Origin of the sequence: Gluconobacter cadivus (assembly GCF_015244745.1) — a bacterium.
Taxonomy (GTDB): domain Bacteria; phylum Pseudomonadota; class Alphaproteobacteria; order Acetobacterales; family Acetobacteraceae; genus Gluconobacter; species Gluconobacter cadivus.
Genome location: NZ_JABCQI010000002.1, coordinates 199131 through 221734 on the forward strand (window position 1 = coordinate 199131; position 22604 = coordinate 221734).

Here is a 22604-nt window from a genome sequence, read left to right on the forward strand (position 1 = left end):
TCGTTTCAGTTACGCTGGCGAATGGGCCGTAACGGCTACAGGAACTGAGGATGGTCTCGTGACCGACGAAATACGCAAGAACTTCGCCAGTGACAATGTTTCTCCCGCATGCCCCGCCGTTATGGACGCCATGATGCGCGCCAACGCGGGCAATGTGGGTTCGTATGGCGACGATGCGCTGAGCCGGTCCCTGAATGCGCGGTTTGGCGAAGTTTTCGAAACGGAGGTTGCGGTCTTTCCGGTTGTGACGGGAACGGCGGCCAACAGTCTGGCGCTGTCTTCGCTCGTGGCGCCCTATGGCGCGGTTCTGTGCGACCAGAGCGCGCATATCAACAACGACGAAGGCGGCGCGCCCGAGTTCTTCATGCATGGCGCCAAGCTCGTCACGCTCCCCTCCGCCGACGGTCGCATGGAGGCCGAGGCCCTGCGCACGGGACTGCGGGTCAATGCGGAGGGCGGAATCCTCAAGCCCCCCATCCACGCCCTGTCGCTGACGCAGGCCACCGAATGGGGCACGGTCTATGCGCCGAATGACCTCGCGGCACTTTGTGCGATCGCGCATGAGCATGACGTTCCTGTCCATCTGGACGGCTCGCGGCTGAGCAACGCCATCGCGCATCTGGGCTGCACACCCGCCGAAGCGACATGGAAAGCCGGGGTGGATGTCCTGTCGTTCGGGGGTACGAAATGCGGGGCGATGGCGGCGGAAGCGGTCGTGTTCTTCGTCAATGACCGCACGCGCCCGGTGCTGAAAGATTTCGAGCGTCGCATCAAGCGCAGCGGGCATCTGTGGTCCAAGGCCCGCTTTCTAAGCGCGCAGCTTCTGGCCCTGCTGGAAGACGATCTGTGGCTGAAAAACAGCGCCCATGCCAACGCCATGGCCCAACGCATCGTCGAAGGCCTGCGCCGTCACGCGGGTGCACAGCTTCCGTTCGAGACGCAGGGCAACGAGGTGTTCGTCATCCTGCCGGACCGGCTTGTCGAAGAACTGGAAGCAGCAGGATTTGGCTTCTATCGCTGGCCCACACCGGAAGGTGTATCGGGCACGCTCATCCGCCTCGTACCGAGTTTTCATACACGCATCGAAGACGTCGATGCGCTGCTGGCTGAGATCGCTGCCTGAATGATCAGCCTGTTTGACCTGTTCAAGATCGGCATCGGGCCGTCCTCGTCCCACACCGTCGGCCCCATGCGCGCGGCCGCCCGCTTTGCAGAAAGCCTGTGCGATGCGCCAGACGTGGCGCGACTGCGCGTGACGCTTTATGGCTCGCTTGCCTGGACGGCGCGGGGCCATGCGACGGATCGCGCGGTCATTCTCGGGCTGGCGGGAGAAAAGCCCGACACGATGGATCCGACGCTCGCGGACGGCATCGTGCAGTCCGTGACGCAGGCGCATCTGATCCCGTTCAACGGCCATCCCACACCGTTCAATCCGGACACGGACATCGTGCTCGACACGAAAACCGTCCCTCCGGTCCATCCCAACACGCTCCAGTTCGAGGCATTCGATTCCACAGACACCCTGCTGGCCTGCGCGCGGTTTTGTTCGGTCGGCGGCGGCTTCATCGTACCGGAACAGGCCACCGAAACCGCGACCTACGCCCAGCCCGACATGCCGTATGACTTCACCAGCGGTACGGAGCTTCTGGAGCGCACGCAAAACACGGGGCTCGATATCGCAGGCGTCGTTCTGGCGAATGAAAGCGTCTTGCGACCCCGTGCGGAGGTCGAAGCCTATCTGGACCGGATCGTCTCCGTGATGATGGACTGCGTGGACGCCGGGCTGCACCGTTCCGGCACGCTGCCGGGGCGGCTGAACGTCCGCCGACGGGCCGCCGCACTCTACGAACGGCTCAAGGAGCAGAGCCGCAGCAATCAGCCATCCGCACACGGCATCATGGACTGGATCAGCCTGTTCGCCATTGCGGTAAACGAAGAAAATGCTGCCGGAGGGCGCGTCGTCACGGCGCCCACCAATGGGGCTTCGGGGGTGATCCCGGCGGTTCTGCGCTATTATCGGGAGTTCTGCCCCGAATATTCGCTCGACGGACAGCGCCGGTTTCTGCTGACGGCCGCGGCCATCGGCGGTCTGTTCAAGCTCAATGCGTCGATTTCAGGCGCGGAAGTCGGCTGTCAGGGCGAGGTCGGCGTCGCGTCCTCAATGGCAGCGGCAGGGCTGGCGGCGGCTCTGGGCGCCACGCCGCTTCAGGTGGAGAATGCCGCAGAAATCGGGATGGAGCATCATCTGGGCATGACCTGCGACCCGGTGGCCGGGCTGGTGCAAATCCCCTGTATCGAGCGCAATGCGTTCGGCGCGATCAAGGCCATCAACGCGGCGTCCCTCGCCATGCACGGCGATGGCGCGCATCACGTCTCGCTCGATCAGGTCATCCGCACGATGGCCGAGACGGGACGCGACATGAACCACCGCTACAAGGAAACATCGCTCGGCGGTCTGGCCGTCAATTTCCCTGAATGCTGAAACGCCTCACGCTGCGGCCATAAACTCCGCAATGGCATCCGCAGCGCGTTGCGAGCCCCCCAGAAGCGGGGTGCCGAAAGTTTCCTGAAACAGACTTTCCTGCGCCGGACGATATGCCGCATGACGTTCCTGGGCGCGGGCAATGGCGGGCATGAGATCGTCCAGATCCTCCACCACTTCACCCAGCGTCCAGTGCAGGAAATACGGATCGTCCCGCCAGGGCAGCTTGCGCGGATTGAGGAAAACGCAGGGACGCGGAATGCCGAGGAACTCGTAAACCTGACTGCTGACATCGCCAATATAGAGCGCGGCCTGAGACGTGTAGGTCATGTCCAGCATGGCGGACGACCCGGTATCGACCATCACTTCAGGGCTTCGCTGCCGCTTGAGCTGGCGTTCGCGAATACCGAACCCCTTGTGAAAGGTTTTGATATGCGGTGCCACGACCAGATTGTAATCACTCTCCCCGGTCTCGCTCTGGGCCTTGAACCCCCGGATCAGCGGCATCATCCAGCCTGATGCGGAGGTCAGTTTGCGCTGGTAATGCGGGTTATACAGCGCAAACGGGCGACCATTACCGAACGCGATCGTCTTTTCGCGCTGTACGGCCTCGAACACATCGAATTTCGGATATCCCACGACCCGCGTGGTTTCCTGCTTCAGAAGACCCTTGTCCTGAAAATAGCTCTCGACCTTGGGGCCAGGAACGAGCGTCAGATCAAAGTCCCGCACCAGATGCTCGTCATTGACATAGCGGTCTCCAGCACCATGCATCAGCAGAATGAGTTTCGGGCCGCAAAGCCCCATGTCCTTCAGCACACCGGCTGTATATTCCGTCGCCACCACCGCATCATACTGGTTCAGTTCAGCGATGTTCTCCCGCAGGACCACCAGCCGCTCCTGATCGAGGCGTCTTGCGCGCTTCAGAAGACGGGCTTTCAGCGATTTGGGAAAAGCCTTCAGCGGCAGGTCAGGCACGTCCAGCGCGCGACGGATGCGTGCAAGATGCGTCACCGTCTCGGGAAAGCTGTAATATTCCACCACCTCATGACCGGGGATCGCGGCCAATGCGCTGGCGACGGACGCCGTGTGGTAACACTGATAGGGTTCGGCAATATAGATGAAGGCGATTTTCATTAATCAGATGCGTCCTGCCTGAAAAACAGGCCGGAAACCTGCGCTTTTCGGGATTAAGGCCTTCAGGAGAAGACGGGTCGCCGCAAGATCCCGTCCGCAGAAATCCTGACACCGAATATGTAATATTTTCTTCATAATCCCTGACCTTTTTGTGTCAAGAAACCTTCCCGAAATGCTACAATTCGTTACCGGCATAGACACTCTGGCGGCTTTGTGGTCAGTAAGGCCCGCATGTCCGGCGAACGCTCCGTTTTCAAATCCATTTTCAAAAATGTCAGTGTTCTCACCCTCGGTCGCATTGCCAATGCGCTGTGCAGTTTCATCTATATTGCCGTAGCCGTCCGGGCGCTTGGGCTGTCCGATTTCGGACTTCTGATCCTGATCCATTCGCTGGCCTCGACCGGCTCCGTCCTGTCGCGGATGCAGTCCTGGCAGACGCTGATCCGCTTCGGCAGCGACAGCTTCAGCAGCAATGACACAGACCTTCTGCACCGGGTGGTGCATTTCTGCATCCGTCTCGACACGCTTTCGGCGGCATTCGCCATCGTGTTCGGCCTCGTGGGCGTGCAGATCTATGGCCACACTGCAAACTGGTCCGCGCATGTGCGGTTTCTGGCGGATCTGTATGTGTGCGTCAGTCCGCTGATGTATTCAGGCTGGGCGAACGGCATCCTGCGGATGGCCGGGAAATTCCATCTCGTCCCGATCATCGACAGCTGTGCCGCCATCGCCAAGACTTTCGGCGTGCTGCTGGGCTATGTCCTGCATCTGAAGCTCGGATATTTCCTGTTCGTCTGGGCCATGACGATCGTCATCGATTATGGCTTCTACATTTATTATGCGCTGGATATCCTGCACCGGAAATTCAAGTTCCGGTATTTCCGGGCGTTCCGGCACTGGCGCTGGCAGCTTCCGGGCATGTGGCAATTCACACGTGCGGCCAGCATCAACCAGACGCTGGGCAATATTTCGGGCCATGTGGCAACGCTGGTGGTCGGAACAGGTCTCGGGCCGGCGGAAGCGGCCGTTTTCCGCGTCTGCCGTCAGATCGCGGACGGGATCGTCACCCCGGCGCAGCTCATCTCCCCCGTGTTGTATCCCGAACTGGTCCGGATGCGGGACCGGCAGGACTGGCGCGGCCTCAAGCGCGTGACGTGGAAAATGTTCGGTGTTCTGGGCGCATTATCCTGCGCGCTTCTGCTGCTGTCGGCCTTCTTCGGATCGACGATCTTCCGCTTCCTGCTACATGTTCATGTGCATCACACGTCGCTCTATATTTCCATCATGCTGCTGGCGGCGGTGTTCAGCCTGCTGGTCATCCCACTGGAGCCGTTGCTGATCGTCGTGGGGCATGTGAAGTTCCTCATGAAGAACCGCACCGCCGTCATGGCGATCTATTTCCCGGCGCTCTATGTCCTGACGCGGCATTTCGGTCTGGCAGGGGCCTGCCTGTCGACAGCGGCCTGTAATGCAACGATCCTGCTGTCGCAGATTCTGGGCGTCTGGTTCTTCTACGATCGGATCGGCAAGGCGGAGCGCTGATCCCGATCAGTGCAGAAGATGCGTGGCGTGGGAAGAGTGATGGAAAACGGCATACCCCGTCACCGCCACTTCCACGAAGACCAGTTCCAAAACGAGCAGGATCTTTTTGCGGGTTGAAAGCGCCCTGAAGCGGGTCTTGATCTTCGCGTCGTCTCCGGTCGCAGCCCATGCGATGGCGGCGAACCAGCCTGCAAATGTAAAAGCAAACGCCAGATTGACCACAAACGCCTCACGCCAGTGAACTTTGCGGGTACAAAGCGCAATGATCGTTGGGAGAAAAGTCAGCGCCAGCAAAGCCAGCGCTCCACCGACGAATTTCATGACAGTAATCAGGTGCACGACAACACGGTCCCGGGCGGGTGAAAGCCCGAGAGTATTTCGGATTCGATATAAAAACAAACATAAAAAAGGCGGGAAGGTCTGACCCTTCCCGCCTTTTTGAGTTCTGACGTGCCTCTTACTGGGCGTCGTCGGAGCTGTCGTCGTCCGAACCGGTCGGGGAGACGGCCACGAAAAGCTGCTGCCCGTCACGCAGGATGCGCAGGAGCGGCGGCTGCTTGCGACCCAGCGCATCATGCACCTGCGCGACGACGGCCTTGGGGGACGGCGTAACGTGATTGCCAACCGCCACAACAATATCGCCCGGACGGATGCCAGCCTGATCGGCAGGTGAACCCTGCACGACATCCGCCACGACTGCGCCCTGCACGCTGTCGTCCAGACCCAGTTCCTGACGCGCACGCGGCGTCAGAGAGGCCAGCGACACACCCAGCTTACCAGCACCGGACTGCGCGCTGTCGGTCGCATCACCCGAAGCATGATCCTGTGCGGACAGGTTGCCGACCGTGAAGTTCACCGTCATCGGCTTGCTGTCACGGAGCAACCCCAGCGTCGCCTGCGTTCCTGGCGCAATGGACACAACCTTCACCGCCAGATCATGACCGTTCTTGATAGGCTTTCCGTTCAGCGTGGTCACGACGTCACCGCTCTTGATGCCAGCCTTCTCGGCCGGGCTGCCCTTGGAGACGGACGCCACCAGCGTTCCGTGCGGCGGCGCGCCCGGCTCGGGGGACTGGAGGTTCAGCGCCTGCGCCATCGTGGGCGAAATGTCCTGCCCTTCAATGCCGAGATAGCCGCGCGTGACATGGCCGGTCTTTTCAAGCTGGCTCACAACGGATCTGACAGTATCGGACGGAATGGCGAACCCAATACCGATCGAACCGCCACCATTGGGCGAAATAATCATGGAATTGATACCCACGACCTTCCCATCCTGCGTGAACAGTGGACCGCCGGAGTTGCCATGATTGATCGGCGCATCGACCTGGATGAAGTCGTTATAGGCACCCGAATGCAGGTCACGACCCAGCGCGGAGACGATACCCGCCGTCACCGTGCCGCCCAGACCGTAAGGATTGCCCACGGCAATGACCCATTCACCCGGCTGGACCTCGTCGGAATCGCCCAGTTCGATGAATGGCAGCTTGCCGGTCGGCTTAACACGCAGAAGGGCCACGTCCGTCTTCGGGTCGCGACCGATGATCTTGGCCGGAAGCGTCGTGCCGTCGTCGAGCGTGACCGTCACTTTGGTCGCACCGTTCACGACGTGGTTGTTCGTCACGACATAGCCGTCAGACGAAATGATGAACCCCGAACCGCGGGCTTCGACCGTCCGGTTGGGCTGCTGCTGTTGCGGCATCATCTGGAACGGAAAGGGAAACGGGAACGGCGAACCCTGTCCCATACCACCGCCACCGCCGCCCGGACCGTTTTCCTCTTCTTCCGCCACGTCCGCCTTGATGTGGGACGTAATGGACACGACCGCCGGCTTCACCTGCTTGACGAGCGTGACGAAATTGGGGAGCGCCTGAACGCCCGTCTGGGGCTTGATGGCGCCGCTGGGTGCTGTGGCAGCGGGCGTTGTGTCCGCGAAAGCAAAAGGGGCCGCGACCAGCATGGTGGTTGCAGCGAGAGCGGACAGGGACGTGCGAAAGCGTGTGGTCATATCAATCCCGACTTGTTGCGAAACATCGTGGCTTATAGCGCTGAACTATGAACCCCGTTCCCGTTCCACAAGCTGACCGCCGGGTGAAACATCCGTAAGTTCGTGACGGACTGTGAATTTCGCCCTCCACAACGTCATTCTGCGATGGGTTTACGGAGTTTGCGGAAGAAGTCTTTCAGCAAGGCCGACGCCTCGCGCTCGCATACCCCTCCGATCACTTCAGGGCGGTGCAGACAGGACGGACGCTCGAAAATGCGCGGCCCGTGCTCCACGCCGCCGCCCTTGGGATCGTAAGCGCCGAACACGACCCGCCCGATGCGGAAATGCACGATCGCTGCCGCACACATCGGACACGGCTCCAGCGTCACGACCAGAGTGCAGTCCGTCAGGCGCGGACTTTTCAGACGCGCGGCAGCCTCGCGCATGGCCAGAAGCTCGGCATGGGCGGAGGCGTCATGCGCGCCTTCGACGTGATTGCGCGCAATCGCCAGAACGCGTCCATCAGGCGCAAGCACGACCGCACCGACCGGCACTTCCCCAAAGGATGCAGCCTCCCGCGCGGCCTGTAGCGCCGTCTGCATCGCCGGACCGATATCCGTGTAAATCCTTGTCTGTCCCTGACTCATGATGCGATGATGCGGCGCATGACCCCTCCCCGTCCATCCCCTTCGCAGCGCGCGCCGCTGATCGGCCTGACGCTGGATCATGAACCCGGCGGGCCGGGGCAGTTCTCGCGCTATCCGTTTCATGCGCTGCGGGAGAATTACCTGAGCGCCGTGAGCGATGCGGGGGGAATGCCGGTGTGTCTGGGCTATGACTGCGATGCCGAGGCCCTGATGGAACGGCTGGACGGGCTGATCGTCACGGGTGGCGCATTCGACGTTGATCCGGCGCTTTATGGTGAGACGCCTCATCCGCTGACCAGCCCGCGCCCGGCCCGCACCGCCGCCGAACTGGCGCTCCTGCGGGCCGCACTGGCGCAGGGCAAGCCGGTTCTGGGCATCTGCGGCGGCATGCAGCTTCTGGCCGTACACGCCGGAGGCACGCTGATCCAGCATCTTCCGGAAGAGCTGCAACACGAACAGCCCAACCCGCGCCACGAACCCGGCCATGACATCGACATCGTCCCCGGCACGAAACTCGCGCGGATCGTGGGGGCGGAGCGCATGAGCGTGAACTCCTCGCATCATCAGGCCGTCCGCGACCCCGGACGGGCCAAAATCTGCGCCCGCGCACCGGATGGCACCATCGAAGCGATCGAGCTTGATGGCCCCGGTTTTGCCATTGGCGTACAATGGCACCCCGAATTCTCCCTCGACCCCGGCGACCGTCGCCTGTATGCGGCGCTTGTGGAGACTGCACGATGACCGACGACAACACCGAAAACACCGCCCCCGAAATGCCCGAGACCGGAATGCACGAGATCCCCGGTTCCGAACCGGAAAGCTCCGGCCCGAGAGGCGAGCGTATCGCCAAGGCGCTGGCCCGCGCCGGCGTGGCGAGCCGCCGCGATATCGAGCGTATGATCGAAGACGGGCGCATCAAGCTGGGCGGACAGATCGTCACGCATCCGGCGACATTCGTGCAGCCGGGCGACATCATGCTGGTGGACGGCAAGCCCGTGGATTCCCCCGAGCGCACGCGTTTGTGGCGGTATCATAAGCCCGACGGCCTGATGACGACCCACAAGGACCCCGAAGGCCGCAAAACCGTATTCGACACGCTGCCCGAGGGCCTGCCGCGCGTCATCAGCGTCGGACGCCTTGATATCAATTCCGAAGGTCTGCTGCTGCTGACCAATGACGGCGAACTGGCCCGCCGCCTCGAACTTCCCGGCAATGCCTGGGTCCGCCGCTACCGCGTGCGCGTGTTCGGCGTCGTGGACGAGAAGCGTCTGGCCTCGCTGATTGATGGTTTCGAATATGACGGCGTGCGTTACGGCTCCATCGAAGCCGCACTGGACTCGAAAAAAGGTGACAATGCCTGGCTCACGGTCAGTCTGCGCGAAGGCAAGAACCGCGAAATCCGCCGCGTCATGGAAGGCCTGAACCTGCATGTCAGCCGCCTGATCCGCCTATCCTACGGCCCGTTCCAGCTCGGCTCGCTCAAGGCGCGCGAACTGGAGGAAGTTCCCGGAAAAACCCTGCGTGAGCAGTTGCCGGACCTCCCGGCTCCGAAGCGTCACCGGACGCGCTGATCCATGCGGATTGTTGGAGGAGACAATAAGGGCCGTGCCCTGACCGCGCCGTCCGGAACCAGCACGCGCCCCACGTCTGACCGCACGCGACAGGCGATTTTCGACATGCTCGCCCATGCGCCGTGGTACGGGCAGGAGGAGCTGGAAAAGGCCTTCGTGCTGGACTGCTACGCCGGAACCGGCGCGCTGGGGCTCGAAGCCCTGTCACGCGGTGCGGAAAAAGCCGCGTTCATCGAACGGGATCGCAGCGCGCTCGCGGCCCTGCGGATCAATCTGGACATCTGCAAAGCCCGGGACCGTTCCCGCGTGCTGAGTTGCAGCGTCACGCATCCGCCCAAAGCCACGGAACCCTACACGCTGGTTTTTCTCGATCCGCCCTATGGCAAGGGACTTGTCGAATCGGGTCTGCGGGCGCTGGCGCGGAACGGCTGGCTGGCGCAGGGCGCGCTGATCGTGGCCGAAACGGGCGCCACGGAAGAATTTACGCCCATCATGCCACCTTCCGAACACTTTATGCCCACACTCACGCCAGAAATCCTCTGTGAGCGTCGTTTTGGGGCGGCAAAGGTGACGATCTGGAAGCATTCCTCCACTTTTCCTTAATTTTCCCTCTGTATTCAGTACCCTGTCGGCTATAGTTCAGAGTGAATTTTACAAGCCGCAATCCAGAAAACCGACGGGGTGACGAGACTTGGCCGCGTTCAGCCGATCGACCAGTACAGTGCGCAACATCGTCCGCGACGCGCATGACCGGCACATGACACCGAAACTGCGAAGCGCCCTGCGCGCGCGCTGCATGGAGCTTCTCGGGCTGGTCCTGCTGATCTTCGCTGTAGCAGTCGGGATCGCGCTGTGGAGCTTCAATCCGCACGATCCGTCCTTCAACACCTCGACGGGAACGCAACCGACGAACCTTCTGGGCCGTACGGGCGCGACCATTTCGGATGGGCTGATCCAGTGGCTCGGCCTCGGCAGCGGCATGCCGATTGTCATCCTGCTGGCCTGGGCCTGGCGCATGGTCCGCCATCACGGCATGAGCCTGCCGATCCTGCGGATCGTGGCCGCCCTTGCTCTACTGCCCGCCGCCGCCACCTTCATCGGCACGCTCCAGCTTCTCATCCCCGGCCTTCAGGTCGACTGGCCGACCGCCAGCGGTCTGGGCGGAGAAATGGGCGTCTCCTGCGCGCAGCGTCTACTGGGCGCGGCCCATGCCGAAGCCGGGGCTGCCGGAAACGCGATTGCCGTCATTCTCGTCCTGCTGCTGATGGGTCTGCTGCTACCGCTGGCGATGGGTCTTGAAGCCCGCGAATGGCGCGCTCTGGGCAAGACGGCCGTGGTGCTGGGCCGCCAACCGTTCTCGCTTGCCAAACGCATGAACGGCCCGCAAACATCCGATCATCGGCCCGCGCCCGATCCACGTCTGTATGAATTCCAGCCCAGCCCGGCCGGTGGCGCTCCAGCAGCGGATGCAACCCCCCTGTCCTTCCTGCGCCGCAGCTTCGGCAAGAGCGATCCGCGGTCCCGCCCCGAGCCCTTCGTGCCGCAGAATACCGGCTGGATGCAGCCCCCCATGGACACGCAGGACGATCCCTACAGCCAGCCAGCCGCCGAGACGCGCCCGGTCAGCCGGACGGAAGCCGCGGCCGCCCGCGCCCGCCAGATCACCGTCCCGGAAGAGGAAGACGCGCCCTCCAACCCCTATGCCGAGCGTCTGGCCCAGATTGCCCGCCAGCGCGACACGCCTCCCCCGCCCGTGCGTCGTCAGATGGACGATGAAATGGACGAGGACCTGCCCCAGAGCAGCATCGACACACCGCCCGAACCTGAGCCGCAAAAGCGTGGCCTGTTCGGAATGCGCCGTCCGGAACGTCCGCCCGAACCTGTTCCCCCGCGTCCCGCCGCGCCACGCAATGCCGTGACGACCGGCTGGGAACTGCCCCCGCTCGCCCTGCTGAACCCGCCGCCGCCTCATGCCGTGACCGGCCCGTCACAGGAGACGTTGCAGTCCAATGCACGCCTGCTGGAGAGCGTTCTGGCCGATTATGGCGTGCAGGGCACGATCGGCGACATCCATGCCGGTCCGGTCGTCACGCTGTACGAACTCGAGCCCGCACCGGGCATCCGTTCGTCCCGCGTGATCGGACTTGCCGACGACGTAGCGCGCTCGCTTTCGGTTCTGAGCGTGCGTATCGCGACCGTACCGGGACGCAACGTCATCGGCATCGAGGTGCCCAACGCCAAGCGCGAGACGGTCTATTTCTCCGAACTGCTCCGCACGCCGGAATGGATGAACGGAAACGGTCGCCTGCAGATCGCGCTCGGTAAGGACATCGCAGGCGTTCCGGTCTATACTGACCTTGCGAAAATGCCGCATCTGCTCGTCGCAGGCACGACAGGTTCGGGTAAGTCGGTCGGCGTGAATGCCATGATCCTGTCGCTGCTCTACCGGCTCAGCCCGGAAGAGTGCCGCCTGATCATGATCGACCCCAAGATCCTCGAACTGTCGATCTATGACGGGATTCCGCATCTCTTAACACCGGTCGTGACGGAACCGACCAAAGCCGTCAGTGCGCTCAAATGGACCGTGCAGGAAATGGACCGCCGCTACCGCCTGATGGCGCAGCTTCAGGTCCGTAACATCAACGGCTACAACGAGCGCGTGAACCAGCTCCGCTCTTCGGGCGAGATGGTGACCAAGCGCGTCCAGACCGGCTTTGACCCCGAAACGGGCCGCCCGGTATTCGACGAGCAGCAAGTCGCTACGGAAAACCTGCCTTATATCGTGGTCGTCATCGACGAGATGGCCGATCTGATGATGGTCGCGGGCAAGGAAATCGAGACGGCAGTGCAGCGTCTGGCCCAGAAAGCCCGTGCCGCCGGCATCCACGTCATCATGGCAACGCAGCGCCCGTCCGTTGACGTCATCACCGGCACCATCAAGGCGAACTTCCCGACCCGGATTTCCTTTCAGGTTATCAGCAAGTTCGACAGCCGCACGATCCTTCAGGAACAGGGCGCGGAGCAGCTTCTGGGTCAGGGTGACATGCTGTTCATGCAGGGTGGCGGGCGCATCACGCGTGTCCACGGCCCGTTCGTGGCGGATGAGGAAGTCGAGGCCGTCGTGGCGGATCTGCGCTCCAAGGGCGATCCAATCTATAACGACGATGTGGTGTCCGGGCAGGACGACGACAGCGCGGGCGGCCTGACGGCAGGGTCCGGCTCGGGCGGTGACGGTGAAGGCACCCTGTTCGATCAGGCCGTGGACATCGTGATGCGTGAAGGCCGCGCCTCCACGAGCTTCATCCAGCGCCACCTCTCCATCGGATATAACCGCGCGGCCAAGCTGATCGACCAGATGGAAAAAGAAGGCATCATCGGTGCCGCGAACCATGTGGGCAAACGCGAGATCCTTGTCCGCCGCAAGGAAGAGCATGAAGACTGACCGCAAGGAGCGGATCCGACGGGCCAAGGCCTCGCGCAATGCCCACAAGCCGCGGCGCCTGCCAACGCAGGCGGACTCCCCCGCCACAGAAGGCCCGCGCACGCCGTTTTATCCGGGAATGGACATTCCCGTTCTGCTGGAAACGCCCCGATTCCTGATTCTGGACAAGCCAGCCGGACTGGCGGTGCATCCCGGCCCTTCCACGCAGGATTCCGTAGAAACCCGCCTGCTGCCGCATCCGCGCGGAGGGCCTTGGCTGGCGCACCGACTGGATACGGACACATCCGGCTGCCTGCTGGTTGCACGGCGCAAAACGGCGCTGATCGAGGCGCAGGCAGCGTTTCAGGACCGACAGGTTCGCAAACTCTACTGGGCGGTTGTGATGGGGACTCTGCCGCAGGACAGCGGCGAGATTGACGCGCCGCTTCTGCGGAAGTCCGGTCCCTCGGGCTGGCGCATGGTTGTGGATGCGAAAGGCGATGAGGCCCGGACGCGCTGGCGTGTGCTGGGACGCGGGAAGAGTCTGTGCTGGGTAGAGCTGGAACTGCTTACGGGACGGACTCATCAGGCCCGCATCCATTGCGCGGAACTGGGAACGCCGATCCTTGGCGATACGGTTTACGGGGCTTCGGCAGGGCCGTCTTTACCGGGGCTGCATCTTCTCGCCCGCAGTCTGGAACTGAACCTGCCGTCCGACACACTCACCGCAGAAGCCTCCCCGCCGGATTTCATGGCGGAGACGCTGCGGCGGATGGACTGCGAGGGCGTGGTTCAGTCCTGAACGAGTTTCAGCGTGCCGACCACGCTGTGGATGATGACGTGATCGCGGCCATCGCCGACCTTCCCGGTGGCCGTGATCGTCCGGACCTCTGCTGACCCGCCGGATTCTTTTTCCCAGTTCCCGATCTGCACCGTCAAGCCGAGAGACTGCTGGAGAGGCAGCGTCTTGTCCGAGTGTCGCTGTTTCAGGTGAATGTCGAACGTTCCGCCAAAGCCATGAGGCAGGTGGATCGTCATATCACCGCTGACCGTGCCGATATCAATCGTGCGCATCTGCGGCGCGGCATCAAGCGTAAGGTTTGTATCCCCGCTGACACTGCGGATCATGACATTGTCGGTCGCATGATCAATCGTGCTGTCACCATTCATGGTGCGGATCGAGACTGCACCGTCGGAATGATCGAGCGTGATATCACCGCTGGCACTGCGGATTTCCACAGCAGCTACCGCATGATCCACATCCAGCGCGCCATTGACCGTATGGACCTCGAGCGGCCCTCTGGACTGCTTGATATGAATGTCACCGCTGACGGTCCGGACGGACAGGGGGCCGTCTGACGTCCCGATACTGACATCTCCGCTGATGCTGGAGAGTTTTCCACCCTCGGGCAGGGTGGACAGGGACATATCGTCTGAAATCGAGGACTGGCTTAGGGGCGCAGCGCAGACCGGAAAGGCCAGGGCTGTGCCGAGGGCGAGGACAGGAAGGGAAAGCGCGAAGCGGTTCATGATATGGGCCTTTCGGGCTTCACCGGCCTGCGACGGGACGATTGAGCAGGGCCGCGTGGACGCCGCGGGCAATGGCCCAGGCCGTGAGAATGCCCCAAGCCAGAGTCAGCCCCCAAGGCACCACCATGAACACCAGCCCAAGCCCGCCCGTAATAGCGCCCAAACCCGCGACCATGAGATGGATCGTCCCGATGGCGGTGAGGGCGAGCGCGCCGTACCAGAACATCCGCACCTGCCAGTCGAGCTGCGTCCGCGTCAGGCCCGTGGCAGAGCGGCGGCTTTTATGCGCGATCATCACGCCGATCAGGGCTGTCACGCCCGTGAAAAATCCGGCGACATACAGCGCGTAGATCAGCAGGACCAGATCGCGGCCGCTCCGGGCATCATCTCCGCGGCCGTAGCGGCTGGCAGGTTCGTAAGGGGCGTAGGATGCGTACATGAGGGAAACATTCCTCTGAGAAAAACTCGACAGCAACCTTAATGCACAAACCGTGCCAGATACGGATTTTCGGCATTCCGACGCATCGAGTCCATCGGGAACTCTGAAGGAATGGCGTATCGCGCCAGTTCCCGACGAGCCTATTCCGCCAATGCCCGGAAACGTTCAGGAAGTGGGCCATCTCCTGCGAGAATGCTACGCACGCCCACGATCAGAGCCACCAGCAGGACGATGTTCCAGACTGCGAAAATACCGATTGGCAGCAGGAAAAGAAGCTGACCGGGGCCGGAACTGCCGGGGGGCTCCGTCAGGAAGCATGCCAGAAACAGAGCGGCGGAACCGACGATGAAGGCAACATCATACCAGAACAGGCGCACTAGCCAGTTCAGATGCATCCGCTCTATCCCAACGCTTGGTCGGCGCAGAAGATAGGCGACGATGACCCCCGCCAGAAGGCTGATGCCCGTAAAGAAACGGGCGATATACAGCGCGTAAACAATCAGCACACCGCTTCTGCCGATGACCGGGCTGGAGTTTTGGGAGGTTCTGGAAAATTCGCTCAAGCGCGTCTCCTCAAGGAAGGTTCACATAAAAACGCCCGACCAGAGAGGCCGGGCGCAAGATCACGCGATGGTGATATCCCGGAGGATGTCAGCGGCCCAGTTTGCGGAGTTTTACACCCGACATGAGCCGTTTTTCGATGACGGCGAGGGACATCCCCCGCGTCTCCGGGACGAACAGGATCGTCAGCAGCAGGAACAGTGCGTTCAGCCCGGCGAAGAGCCAGAATGTGCCTGCCGTGCCGAGGGTCTGCATGAGGGTCAGGAAGCTCACACCGACCAGAAGATTGGTCATCCAGTTGGTGAAGGTTGAGATGGCAATGCCGAAATCACGCCCGCCCAGCGGCTGGATTTCGGAGCACAGCACCCACATCAGCGGCCCCGCCGACATGGCAAATCCGGCGCAGAAGATCATTAGCAGGAACACCGCCGCGATCTGGGAGGACTGCGTGGTCATGCCAGTCTGAAGCAGAATGGCCAGAATACCCATGCCGAACGCCATGACCGTAAAGCCCGCATAGAGAATCGGCTTGCGGCCCCAGCGGTCGACCAGTCCCAGCGCTACGAAAGTCGCCAGCATGTTCACCAGACCGATGATGGCCGTACACCACATCTGCGACTGTGCATCGAAATGCGCTGCCGCGAGAATGTTGGGCGCGTAATACATGACGATGTTGATGCCCGCGAGCTGCTGCATCATCTGGAGCATCACGCCCAGCGCCACGGAACGGCGGAAGTTGGGATTGGTGCGGAAGAGCTTGAAACCCTCCTGCTTCGTCTCAAGCTGCTCGCGGATGGCGCGGATTTCCTTGGCAGCCGTCAGCGGGTCATCGCGCAGATCCAGTAGGATCTGCCGCGCTTCCTTGTGGCGCCCCTGCGCCATCAGCCAGCGCGGACTGTAGGGCAGGAACAGCACGCCGATCAGGAACAGAACGGCCGGAATGCCCGCCACGCCGAACATCCAGCGCCAGTTGCCGCTATAGGAAAAATACGTGTCGGACAGGAACGCGATGAAAATGCCGACCGTCACCATGAGCTGATAGGTCGAAACCATCGCCCCGCGCGCATCTTCGCTGGCGATTTCCGACAGATAGAGCGGAGCCGTGAAGGCGGAAATCCCTACCGCGACCCCCATGACCACCCGAAAGGAAATCATGGACGCGACCGACCAGCTCATGGCGCAACCAAGCGTGCCAATAACGAAGATCGCACCACCCACGATCAGGGAATGTTTGCGCCCCAGCGTCTTGGACATCCAGCCCGCACTCAGGGCACCCGCCGCTGCCCCGGCCATCATGGAACTGACGACCCATTCCAGCGCAATGGTGGAGGCGTGGTATTCCTTGCCGAACAGGTCCAGCGCTCCTGCCACTACCCCAATATCAAGCCCGGACATGAGACCCGCCAGCGCCGCGATCACGCCAATGGCGATGATCTTGAAACGCGTTGCGTCGAAAATGGATGTGCCGCTGTCATCCTGCGGCGAAATGGTCCCTGTCATTCCGGGCTGATCGTTCATAGGCCAGTGCGTTCCTCTTGCTTAGTCATAAAATGACACCAATCTTTCATGCGGATGTCATATCCGTAACCTATAACACAAAACCGTTTACAGCGTGAGCGCACTGCGGAGATCGCCAACGGTGAACCCGTTCCAGTTCCGCATGGTCTGCGTGGCGGTTGCGTCCAGAATGTCGCGGTCTGCGGCGTCCCGACACAGCGTTTCGCCACCGAAGCGACGCAGCAGGGCGGACATTGCGACTTCCGCAGCGCGATTGGCGCCATCATCAGTCTTGATGGCCAGACCAAGGCCCAGTTCCGGCAAAGACGCAATCATCACGCCTTCCGCGCCCATCTTCACAAAGGCCCGCGCACCGAACCGGTCCATGATTTTCGTGTCATAGCGCCCCGTCCCGGCGACCATGAACGGATTGGCCGCCACGGCCTCACGAAGACGTGTGGCCGCACGGAAACGCCCTTCGGACAATCCGGTTCCCGCGCCAAATCTTGCAAAACCTTTCGCAAGGGCCCTCAGCGGGACGGCATAGGTCGGCATGGAACAGCCATCCATGCCCCGGTTTGCGTCGTCATGCGGCGTGTCCATCATGGCGGCCAGCACATCCGTCACGCGGCGCTGGATCTCGTGGGACGGGTCGATATAGCCGGTCGGATCTACGCCCTGATCGCAGGACAGGCACACCATGCCCGCGTGTTTGCCCGAACAGTTGTTATGCAGCGGACAAGCCTCCTGATGGGCAGCCGCCAGCGCGCGGCCAGCCGGTTCATAGGTCGGCCAGTGCGTTCCGCATTCCAGAGACCCGACATTCCGGCCGACCGATTCCAGCATCGTGGCCGCCATGTCGGCATGGGCTTTCTCGCCACCATGCGAGGCACAGGCGAGCGCCAGCGCATCGCTGCTCAGACCAAGACGGTCCGCAGCGCCACTTTCCACCAGTTCGATCGCCAGCAGGGATTTGACGGTCGAACGCGGAAATACCGCAGCCTCCACATCCCCGCAGGACCAGACCACGCCACCATCGGCATCCACGACGACCGCCCGGCCCAGATGATGGGATTCAACACGTCCGCCGCGCGTGACCTCGGCCAGAAGGCCCGACTGTGCTGCCATATGATACTCTCCCTGCCTCTCATGATGTTTCCGGACCGAGCACATAGCACGGACGGCCGTCCTGACGATCTGCCGTCAGCCAGGGCTGGATCAAACGCCGCCGGACACGCACGATCCCCAGATCTTCCGTCACCGGAGCATCCGCAAGATCCTGCGCCAGATGCGCGGCCGTGCGGAACCGGAGGCCGTCCGTCAGAGACAGGCCATTTTCCACAATCATCCGGGCGCTGACGATATCCGTCAGATGATACACAAACGCCTCCCCGGACGGAGGGCGGAACCCGACAGGAGACAGGAAACAGGCTTCGACCTCTCCCGCATCCAGATGCGTCAGCGGCGGCTTCCAGCCCAGAAGATCCAGTTGGTCAGTCGAGGCCACAGAAACGCGGGGCAGCGGATTTTCCGGGCGCGGACGACGGGACTGGGGCAGCGTTTCAAACAGCGGCGCCGACGACGGGGAACGACGGCGGCCCATGCGTTTCAGCCTGCCGTGGTTTTCGGACGGCGTACCGGCAGGGCACCGGCTTTCTGGCAGGCCACGCACAGGCCTTCGATTTCGACGGTCGCGGACTCGGCCTTAAAGCCCATGCTTTGCGCGGCACGGGTCAGAACCGGCGCGATGGCCTCCTGCTCCAGTTCCCACGCCCGATCACAGCCTCGGCAGATCAGAAACTGCGCCCGGTGCATTCCGCCTTCGTCATGGTGGTTGCAGCCATGCGGACACTCCACGGCATGCGAACAGCCCACGAAGGCGCTCAACCGCTCCAGGCGGTGGATCAGGCTGTTTTCCAGCAGAAAATCCAGCGCCCGGTAAACCGTAGGCGGGGCGGCTTTTGGATGGGCGGGGCGCAGTCTGGCCAGAAGATCATAAGCCCCGGACGGCTTCTCGCTGGACAGGATCAGCCCCAGCACCTGCCGACGCGTCTCGGTCAGGCGCTGCCCGTTGCGCTGGCACCACTCGGCCGTGAGGTCGAGGCGCTGTGTGACTTCGGACGAAAAGACGAGCGTATCAGCAGTGGCAGAAGAATCCGGCATGGACGTCAATATGGCATCCCCGCGCCGCTTTGCCGAGAGACCCACGCGCAAACAGTGTCAGGTTGCGAACTGCCGCACCAGATCCTGGATCACGTCCGGATCGCTTTCCAGCATCACCTGTCGGCGGAGCTGGTCACAGTTTTCGAGCGTCAGGGTCCGGATCAGGCGCTTCACACGCGGCAGGGACGCAGAGTTCATGGAAAAGGACCGCAGACCCAGACCGATCAACAGCGCCACCACGCGCGGATCAGACGCCATTTCCCCGCAGACCGAAATCGGACGGCGCGCCTTCAGGGCCGAATCCGCCGCCGCCTCGATCAGCCGCAGCACACCCGGATGAAGCGGACTGTAGCGGTCCGCCACCATGGAATCCGAACGGTCCACGGCGAGCGTGTACATCGTCAGGTCATTGGTGCCGAGCGCCATGAAATCAGCGTGCCGGGCCAGCGTATCCACCGTCAGAGCGGCAGCGGGAGTTTCGATCATGATCCCCAACGGCGGCAGCGGATCGGGCAACGTATGGCCTTTGCGTTTGAGGCGTCGGACCACCCGGTCATAGATCTCCCGCGCCGCAACGATTTCGTCTGCGGACGTCACCATCGGCAGCAAAATCCGCACCCGACCGATGGCTGCGCCTTCTTCAGACTCGGCGGCCCGCAGGATCGCGGCGAACTGCGTTTCCAGCACCTCCGGCACCCGCAGGAGCAGACGCACGCCTCTCAGGCCCAACGCAGGATTGCCACCATCCGCCACCTGCTCCGCCAGCCCCAGCCGACGCATACAGGCCCGACCTTTCTCGCCACCCCAGTCCAGCACGCGGATCGTGACGGGACGGCCGTCCATGGCCTGCACGATGGCGCGATAGGCGTCCGTCTGGCCGTCTTCGTCCGGCAGGTCTTCGCGTTCACCAAACAGGAACTCGCTGCGCAGCAGGCCAATGCCCTTCGCACCATTGCGCAGCAGCATCGGCATTTCCGCGGGCAATTCCAGATTGGCCGAAAGTTCAATGTCCTCGCCGCTCTGTAGCTGAGCAGGCAAGCGCTTGAGCCGCCCGAACGCCCGCTTTTCCCTGACCTCACACTGTGCGGCTTCCGCCGCCAGACGCAGTTCAGTTTCGTTGGGCGACAGCATGACGGTCCCGAGATGCCCGTCCACGACCAGCATCTCGCCTTCCTGAACCTGCGCCATAAGGTTCGGCACGGCGAGAATGGCGGGAATATCGAGCGCGCGCAGCAGGATCGCGGTGTGATCCGCGCCGCCCCCGCCCTGCGTGACGACCGCCGCGATGCGCGCGGGGTCGATCATGGCGACATCGGCCGGTCGGAGCTGCTCCGCCACCAGAACGGAACCGGGAGGCAGGCTGGAAAACGCGCGATAGGAGATGCCGGTCAGGTTCCGCATCAGGCGACGCCCGACTTCCTCGAACTCGCCCGCCAGACGCAGATTGGCGTCGGCGTCCTGCGCGCTGTTTTCCCGCGCCACAGCCTCAGCCATGCGAGAAACCTGCGCCGCCAGTTCCTGCGTGACATCCGAAACGGCTGCCTCCGCACAGAGCCCCTCACCCGCGATCCGCTCCCGCACCTGACGCACCAGCCGCGACGGACCGAGCATGCGTTCATAGACCGTCAGGAGGGAGGCGATTTCCGCACGCCCCTCTTCCGGCAGACCGACCAGCCGGTCGCGCATTTTCTCGATCTGATGGAACGCCCGGGCGATGGCTTCGTCCAGACGGACGTTCTCTGCCTCCGGCCCGATGGCGCTGTAGCGTTCAGTGATGTCGGGCAGCGGGAGGGCTTCAACCCGTCCGGCAGGGCCGAGTGCCATACCGGGCGTGATGGCCTTGCCCTGAAGAAACGTACTGGAGGACGCGCTGCGGCGGGGCTGTCGGGAAGAGCGGCGGCGGGGCGGCGTTTCAGTCACGCTCGCCAAATCCGTCCGCGATCAGGGCTTCCAGAGCATCGAGCACCTCGACCGCCTGAGGCCCATGAGCCCGGAGCGTCACGTCTTGCCCTTCTCCGGCCCCCAGCATCATCAGTCCCATGATCGACAGGGCGGAGACGACATTGGAGCCGTGAGCAATCGTGGCTTCAGCGTCGAAGCGCTCGGCAGTCGTCACGATCTTGGCGGCGGGGCGGGCATGAAGGCCCAGATGATTGACAATGCTGACAGTACGCGGCGGAACGGACAGGGTCGTATCACTCATTCAGCGAACTCGATTCAATGAACCGGCAGCGTACAGGCACGCGGCCCTCCATGGAGGCAGGGGGCGGGAAGCTGTGACGCCACGGCGATATACTTCCGCCCCGCCATTGTGGCCTTTTCCACGCAACCCGCAAGGTCCAGATCGCGACGTGTTTTCGCCAGCTTGACCAGCATCGGCACATTCACGCCCGACACGACCTCAACATGCCCCGGCTCGCGCAGGGACAGCGCCAGATTAGAAGGCGAACTTCCGAAGATATCCGTCAGCACCAGCACGCCATCGCCAGTATCGAGGCGCTGGAGCAGGCGCTCGGCCGCAGGACGCAGCACGGCGGGATCGTCATCGTCCGCAACGCCGACCACGCCCACCTGAGTCTGCGGCCCCACGACATGAACCAGCGTTTCCAGCAGGACATCGCCAAGACGTCCGTGCGTAATCAGCATGAGTCCGATCATACTGTTCTGTCCTGTAAAGAAAGATCCTGTGGAGGGACGGCCCAGCGTCGGGGGGCCACCCCTTTGCGGGCGAGTTCGCGGTGCAGAACCATCATCGGCCCGACCGGCATGGCTTTGGGGAGAATACGGGCCAGTTCTTCCACGATCGTCACCGAGCGATGGCGTCCGCCGCTGCATCCGATGGCGATGGTGGCGTATTTCTTGCCTTCCGCGACAAAACGGGGAAGCACCAGTTCCAGAAGGCTCTGGATATGGCCGAAAAAGGCGGGATAGGCCGGGTCCGACTTCACGTACTGCACAACTGCCTCATCCAGACCGGTCATGGGCTGGAGGAACGGATCATAATGCGGATTACGCAGGAAACGCGCATCGAAAACCATGTCGGCTTCGCGCGGCAGACCTGACGGATAGGCAAAGGACATCAGCGCAACCGTCAGCCCGTCCCCACCCGAGCAGCCAAAGCGCGTCTCGATCAGCTGGCGCAGCTCCGGCGAGGGCAGGTCGGACGTGTCGATCACCAGATCCGCATTGGCGCGCAGCGGGGCCAGAAGGGCGGTTTCCTGCTCGATTCCGGGAAGAATGGTGCCGCTGGTCACCAGCGGATGGCGGCGGCGCGTGGCGGTGAAGCGACGCAGAAGGATTTCGGGTTCGGCAGTGGCGTAGAGGAGCTGCACCACACAGTCCGGCAGGAGGCGAAGGCGCTCCAGTTCTTCAAGAACGCGGGAGGCTTCGAACCCGCGACTGCGGACGTCGATTCCGATGGCCAGGTTCTGTCCGGCCCGTGAGGCGAGCGCCTGGATCAGGTTCAGAGGTGGGTTGTCCACGACCTCATGACCCAGATCTTCCAGAACCCGCAATATGGATGATTTTCCCGCCCCGGACAGACCCGTTACAATCAGGATCCGACGGGACCCGTGACCATAGCCGGATAAGGAGCCAGACTCGGGATGGTTCGCCGATGCCATGCCACAC

23 protein-coding genes are annotated in these 22604 nt (G+C 62.6%); 8 read left to right on the forward strand and 15 right to left on the reverse strand.

Features of this window, described 5'->3' with window-relative positions; all coding sequences use genetic code 11:
• Nucleotides 1-58 precede the first annotated feature (58 nt).
• Both HKD28_RS03790 and HKD28_RS03795 read left to right on the forward strand, forming a co-directional pair.
• A complete protein-coding gene (locus HKD28_RS03790) occupies nucleotides 59-1123 on the forward strand; it encodes a threonine aldolase family protein (protein WP_328749010.1) in 1065 nt (354 codons plus the stop codon).
• A complete protein-coding gene (locus HKD28_RS03795) occupies nucleotides 1124-2482 on the forward strand; it encodes an L-serine ammonia-lyase (protein ID WP_194266994.1) in 1359 nt (452 codons plus the stop codon).
• 6 nt (nucleotides 2483-2488) lie between these two features.
• On the opposite strand, the gene HKD28_RS03800 is transcribed toward HKD28_RS03795, so the two are convergent.
• Entirely contained in the window at nucleotides 2489-3619 is a 1131-nt protein-coding gene (locus HKD28_RS03800; RefSeq protein WP_194266997.1) for a CDP-glycerol glycerophosphotransferase family protein, read from the reverse strand.
• 231 nt (nucleotides 3620-3850) lie between these two features.
• Here HKD28_RS03800 and HKD28_RS03805 point away from each other — a divergent pair, with 231 nt between their 5' ends.
• Nucleotides 3851-5161, forward strand: coding sequence for a lipopolysaccharide biosynthesis protein (locus HKD28_RS03805; protein WP_194266999.1), 1311 nt, complete (start codon nucleotides 3851-3853; stop codon nucleotides 5159-5161).
• A gap of 6 nt (nucleotides 5162-5167) precedes the next feature.
• Here HKD28_RS03805 and HKD28_RS03810 read toward each other — a convergent pair whose 3' ends face one another.
• The 3 genes from HKD28_RS03810 to HKD28_RS03820 form a co-directional block, all read right to left on the reverse strand.
• Nucleotides 5168-5500, reverse strand: coding sequence for a superinfection immunity protein (locus HKD28_RS03810; protein WP_194267001.1), 333 nt, complete (start codon nucleotides 5498-5500; stop codon nucleotides 5168-5170).
• A 118-nt stretch (nucleotides 5501-5618) separates the two neighbouring features.
• Nucleotides 5619-7166, reverse strand: coding sequence for a Do family serine endopeptidase (locus HKD28_RS03815; protein ID WP_194267002.1), 1548 nt, complete (start codon nucleotides 7164-7166; stop codon nucleotides 5619-5621).
• A gap of 134 nt (nucleotides 7167-7300) precedes the next feature.
• A complete protein-coding gene (locus tag HKD28_RS03820; RefSeq protein WP_194267003.1) occupies nucleotides 7301-7792 on the reverse strand; it encodes a nucleoside deaminase in 492 nt (163 codons plus the stop codon).
• A 6-nt stretch (nucleotides 7793-7798) separates the two neighbouring features.
• Here HKD28_RS03820 and HKD28_RS03825 point away from each other — a divergent pair, with 6 nt between their 5' ends.
• The 5 genes from HKD28_RS03825 to HKD28_RS03845 all read left to right on the forward strand — a co-directional run bounded on the left by HKD28_RS03825 (nucleotide 7799) and on the right by HKD28_RS03845 (nucleotide 13586).
• A complete protein-coding gene (locus tag HKD28_RS03825) occupies nucleotides 7799-8533 on the forward strand; it encodes a gamma-glutamyl-gamma-aminobutyrate hydrolase family protein (RefSeq protein WP_194267004.1) in 735 nt (244 codons plus the stop codon).
• A 47-nt stretch (nucleotides 8534-8580) separates the two neighbouring features.
• The gene (locus HKD28_RS03830; protein WP_194267454.1) at nucleotides 8581-9363 is read left to right on the forward strand and encodes a pseudouridine synthase; all 783 of its coding nucleotides are present in this window, start codon (nucleotides 8581-8583) and stop codon (nucleotides 9361-9363) included.
• 3 nt (nucleotides 9364-9366) lie between these two features.
• On the forward strand, nucleotides 9367-9966 hold the full coding sequence (gene rsmD, locus HKD28_RS03835; protein ID WP_194267005.1) for a 16S rRNA (guanine(966)-N(2))-methyltransferase RsmD: 600 nt from the start codon (nucleotides 9367-9369) through the stop codon (nucleotides 9964-9966).
• Nucleotides 9967-10084: 118 nt separating this feature from the next.
• Nucleotides 10085-12805, forward strand: coding sequence for a DNA translocase FtsK (locus HKD28_RS03840; protein WP_194267007.1), 2721 nt, complete (start codon nucleotides 10085-10087; stop codon nucleotides 12803-12805).
• Nucleotides 12795-13586: an RluA family pseudouridine synthase gene (locus tag HKD28_RS03845; protein ID WP_194267010.1), complete on the forward strand. Its 792-nt coding sequence runs from the start codon at nucleotides 12795-12797 to the stop codon at nucleotides 13584-13586. Before HKD28_RS03840 ends, HKD28_RS03845 begins: the two co-directional genes overlap by 11 nt.
• Here the strand turns inward: HKD28_RS03845 and HKD28_RS03850 are convergent.
• From HKD28_RS03850 to rapZ, 11 genes are all read right to left on the reverse strand, one after another.
• Nucleotides 13577-14314, reverse strand: coding sequence for a DUF4097 family beta strand repeat-containing protein (locus HKD28_RS03850; protein ID WP_194267012.1), 738 nt, complete (start codon nucleotides 14312-14314; stop codon nucleotides 13577-13579). The two genes, HKD28_RS03845 and HKD28_RS03850, sit on opposite strands and share 10 nt — an antisense overlap.
• A gap of 19 nt (nucleotides 14315-14333) precedes the next feature.
• Nucleotides 14334-14753: a hypothetical protein gene (locus HKD28_RS03855; RefSeq protein WP_235993283.1), complete on the reverse strand. Its 420-nt coding sequence runs from the start codon at nucleotides 14751-14753 to the stop codon at nucleotides 14334-14336.
• A gap of 140 nt (nucleotides 14754-14893) precedes the next feature.
• Complete coding sequence (locus HKD28_RS03860) at nucleotides 14894-15316, reverse strand: hypothetical protein (protein WP_194267013.1); 423 nt, start codon at nucleotides 15314-15316, stop codon at nucleotides 14894-14896.
• An 88-nt stretch (nucleotides 15317-15404) separates the two neighbouring features.
• Nucleotides 15405-16832, reverse strand: coding sequence for a sugar porter family MFS transporter (locus HKD28_RS03865; RefSeq protein WP_228125298.1), 1428 nt, complete (start codon nucleotides 16830-16832; stop codon nucleotides 15405-15407).
• 87 nt (nucleotides 16833-16919) lie between these two features.
• Nucleotides 16920-17939, reverse strand: coding sequence for an asparaginase (locus HKD28_RS03870; protein ID WP_194267014.1), 1020 nt, complete (start codon nucleotides 17937-17939; stop codon nucleotides 16920-16922).
• A 19-nt stretch (nucleotides 17940-17958) separates the two neighbouring features.
• A complete protein-coding gene (locus HKD28_RS03875; RefSeq protein WP_194267015.1) occupies nucleotides 17959-18414 on the reverse strand; it encodes a hypothetical protein in 456 nt (151 codons plus the stop codon).
• A gap of 5 nt (nucleotides 18415-18419) precedes the next feature.
• A complete protein-coding gene (locus HKD28_RS03880; protein ID WP_194261181.1) occupies nucleotides 18420-18974 on the reverse strand; it encodes a Fur family transcriptional regulator in 555 nt (184 codons plus the stop codon).
• A gap of 57 nt (nucleotides 18975-19031) precedes the next feature.
• Nucleotides 19032-20894 carry a phosphoenolpyruvate--protein phosphotransferase gene (gene ptsP / locus HKD28_RS03885; protein WP_194267016.1) on the reverse strand — a complete coding sequence of 621 codons (1863 nt, stop codon included), beginning with the start codon at nucleotides 20892-20894 and terminating at the stop codon, nucleotides 19032-19034.
• Complete coding sequence (locus HKD28_RS03890) at nucleotides 20887-21177, reverse strand: HPr family phosphocarrier protein (protein WP_194267017.1); 291 nt, start codon at nucleotides 21175-21177, stop codon at nucleotides 20887-20889. The genes ptsP and HKD28_RS03890 overlap by 8 nt, the downstream gene beginning before the upstream one ends.
• Nucleotides 21178-21191: 14 nt before the next feature.
• Entirely contained in the window at nucleotides 21192-21632 is a 441-nt protein-coding gene (locus tag HKD28_RS03895) for a PTS sugar transporter subunit IIA (protein WP_099285746.1), read from the reverse strand.
• On the reverse strand, nucleotides 21629-22597 hold the full coding sequence (gene rapZ / locus HKD28_RS03900) for an RNase adapter RapZ (protein WP_194267019.1): 969 nt from the start codon (nucleotides 22595-22597) through the stop codon (nucleotides 21629-21631). Before rapZ ends, HKD28_RS03895 begins: the two co-directional genes overlap by 4 nt.
• Between the last annotated feature and the right edge of the window lie 7 nt (nucleotides 22598-22604).

Coding starts and splice junctions, on each gene's coding strand:
- HKD28_RS03795 (WP_194266994.1), top strand. CDS start 1,124: ATGATCAGCCTGTTTGACCTGTTCAAGATCGGCATCGGGCCGTCCTCG.
- HKD28_RS03800 (WP_194266997.1), bottom strand. CDS start 3,619: ATGAAAATCGCCTTCATCTATATTGCCGAACCCTATCAGTGTTACCAC.
- HKD28_RS03805 (WP_194266999.1), top strand. CDS start 3,851: ATGTCCGGCGAACGCTCCGTTTTCAAATCCATTTTCAAAAATGTCAGT.
- HKD28_RS03815 (WP_194267002.1), bottom strand. CDS start 7,166: ATGACCACACGCTTTCGCACGTCCCTGTCCGCTCTCGCTGCAACCACC.
- HKD28_RS03820 (WP_194267003.1), bottom strand. CDS start 7,792: ATGAGTCAGGGACAGACAAGGATTTACACGGATATCGGTCCGGCGATG.
- HKD28_RS03825 (WP_194267004.1), top strand. CDS start 7,799: ATGATGCGGCGCATGACCCCTCCCCGTCCATCCCCTTCGCAGCGCGCG.
- HKD28_RS03830 (WP_194267454.1), top strand. CDS start 8,581: ATGCACGAGATCCCCGGTTCCGAACCGGAAAGCTCCGGCCCGAGAGGC.
- rsmD (WP_194267005.1), top strand. CDS start 9,367: ATGCGGATTGTTGGAGGAGACAATAAGGGCCGTGCCCTGACCGCGCCG.
- HKD28_RS03845 (WP_194267010.1), top strand. CDS start 12,795: ATGAAGACTGACCGCAAGGAGCGGATCCGACGGGCCAAGGCCTCGCGC.
- HKD28_RS03850 (WP_194267012.1), bottom strand. CDS start 14,314: ATGAACCGCTTCGCGCTTTCCCTTCCTGTCCTCGCCCTCGGCACAGCC.
- HKD28_RS03855 (WP_235993283.1), bottom strand. CDS start 14,753: ATGTACGCATCCTACGCCCCTTACGAACCTGCCAGCCGCTACGGCCGC.
- HKD28_RS03865 (WP_228125298.1), bottom strand. CDS start 16,832: ATGAACGATCAGCCCGGAATGACAGGGACCATTTCGCCGCAGGATGAC.
- HKD28_RS03870 (WP_194267014.1), bottom strand. CDS start 17,939: ATGGCAGCACAGTCGGGCCTTCTGGCCGAGGTCACGCGCGGCGGACGT.
- HKD28_RS03875 (WP_194267015.1), bottom strand. CDS start 18,414: ATGGGCCGCCGTCGTTCCCCGTCGTCGGCGCCGCTGTTTGAAACGCTG.
- HKD28_RS03880 (WP_194261181.1), bottom strand. CDS start 18,974: ATGCCGGATTCTTCTGCCACTGCTGATACGCTCGTCTTTTCGTCCGAA.
- HKD28_RS03890 (WP_194267017.1), bottom strand. CDS start 21,177: ATGAGTGATACGACCCTGTCCGTTCCGCCGCGTACTGTCAGCATTGTC.
- HKD28_RS03895 (WP_099285746.1), bottom strand. CDS start 21,632: ATGATCGGACTCATGCTGATTACGCACGGACGTCTTGGCGATGTCCTG.
- rapZ (WP_194267019.1), bottom strand. CDS start 22,597: ATGGCATCGGCGAACCATCCCGAGTCTGGCTCCTTATCCGGCTATGGT.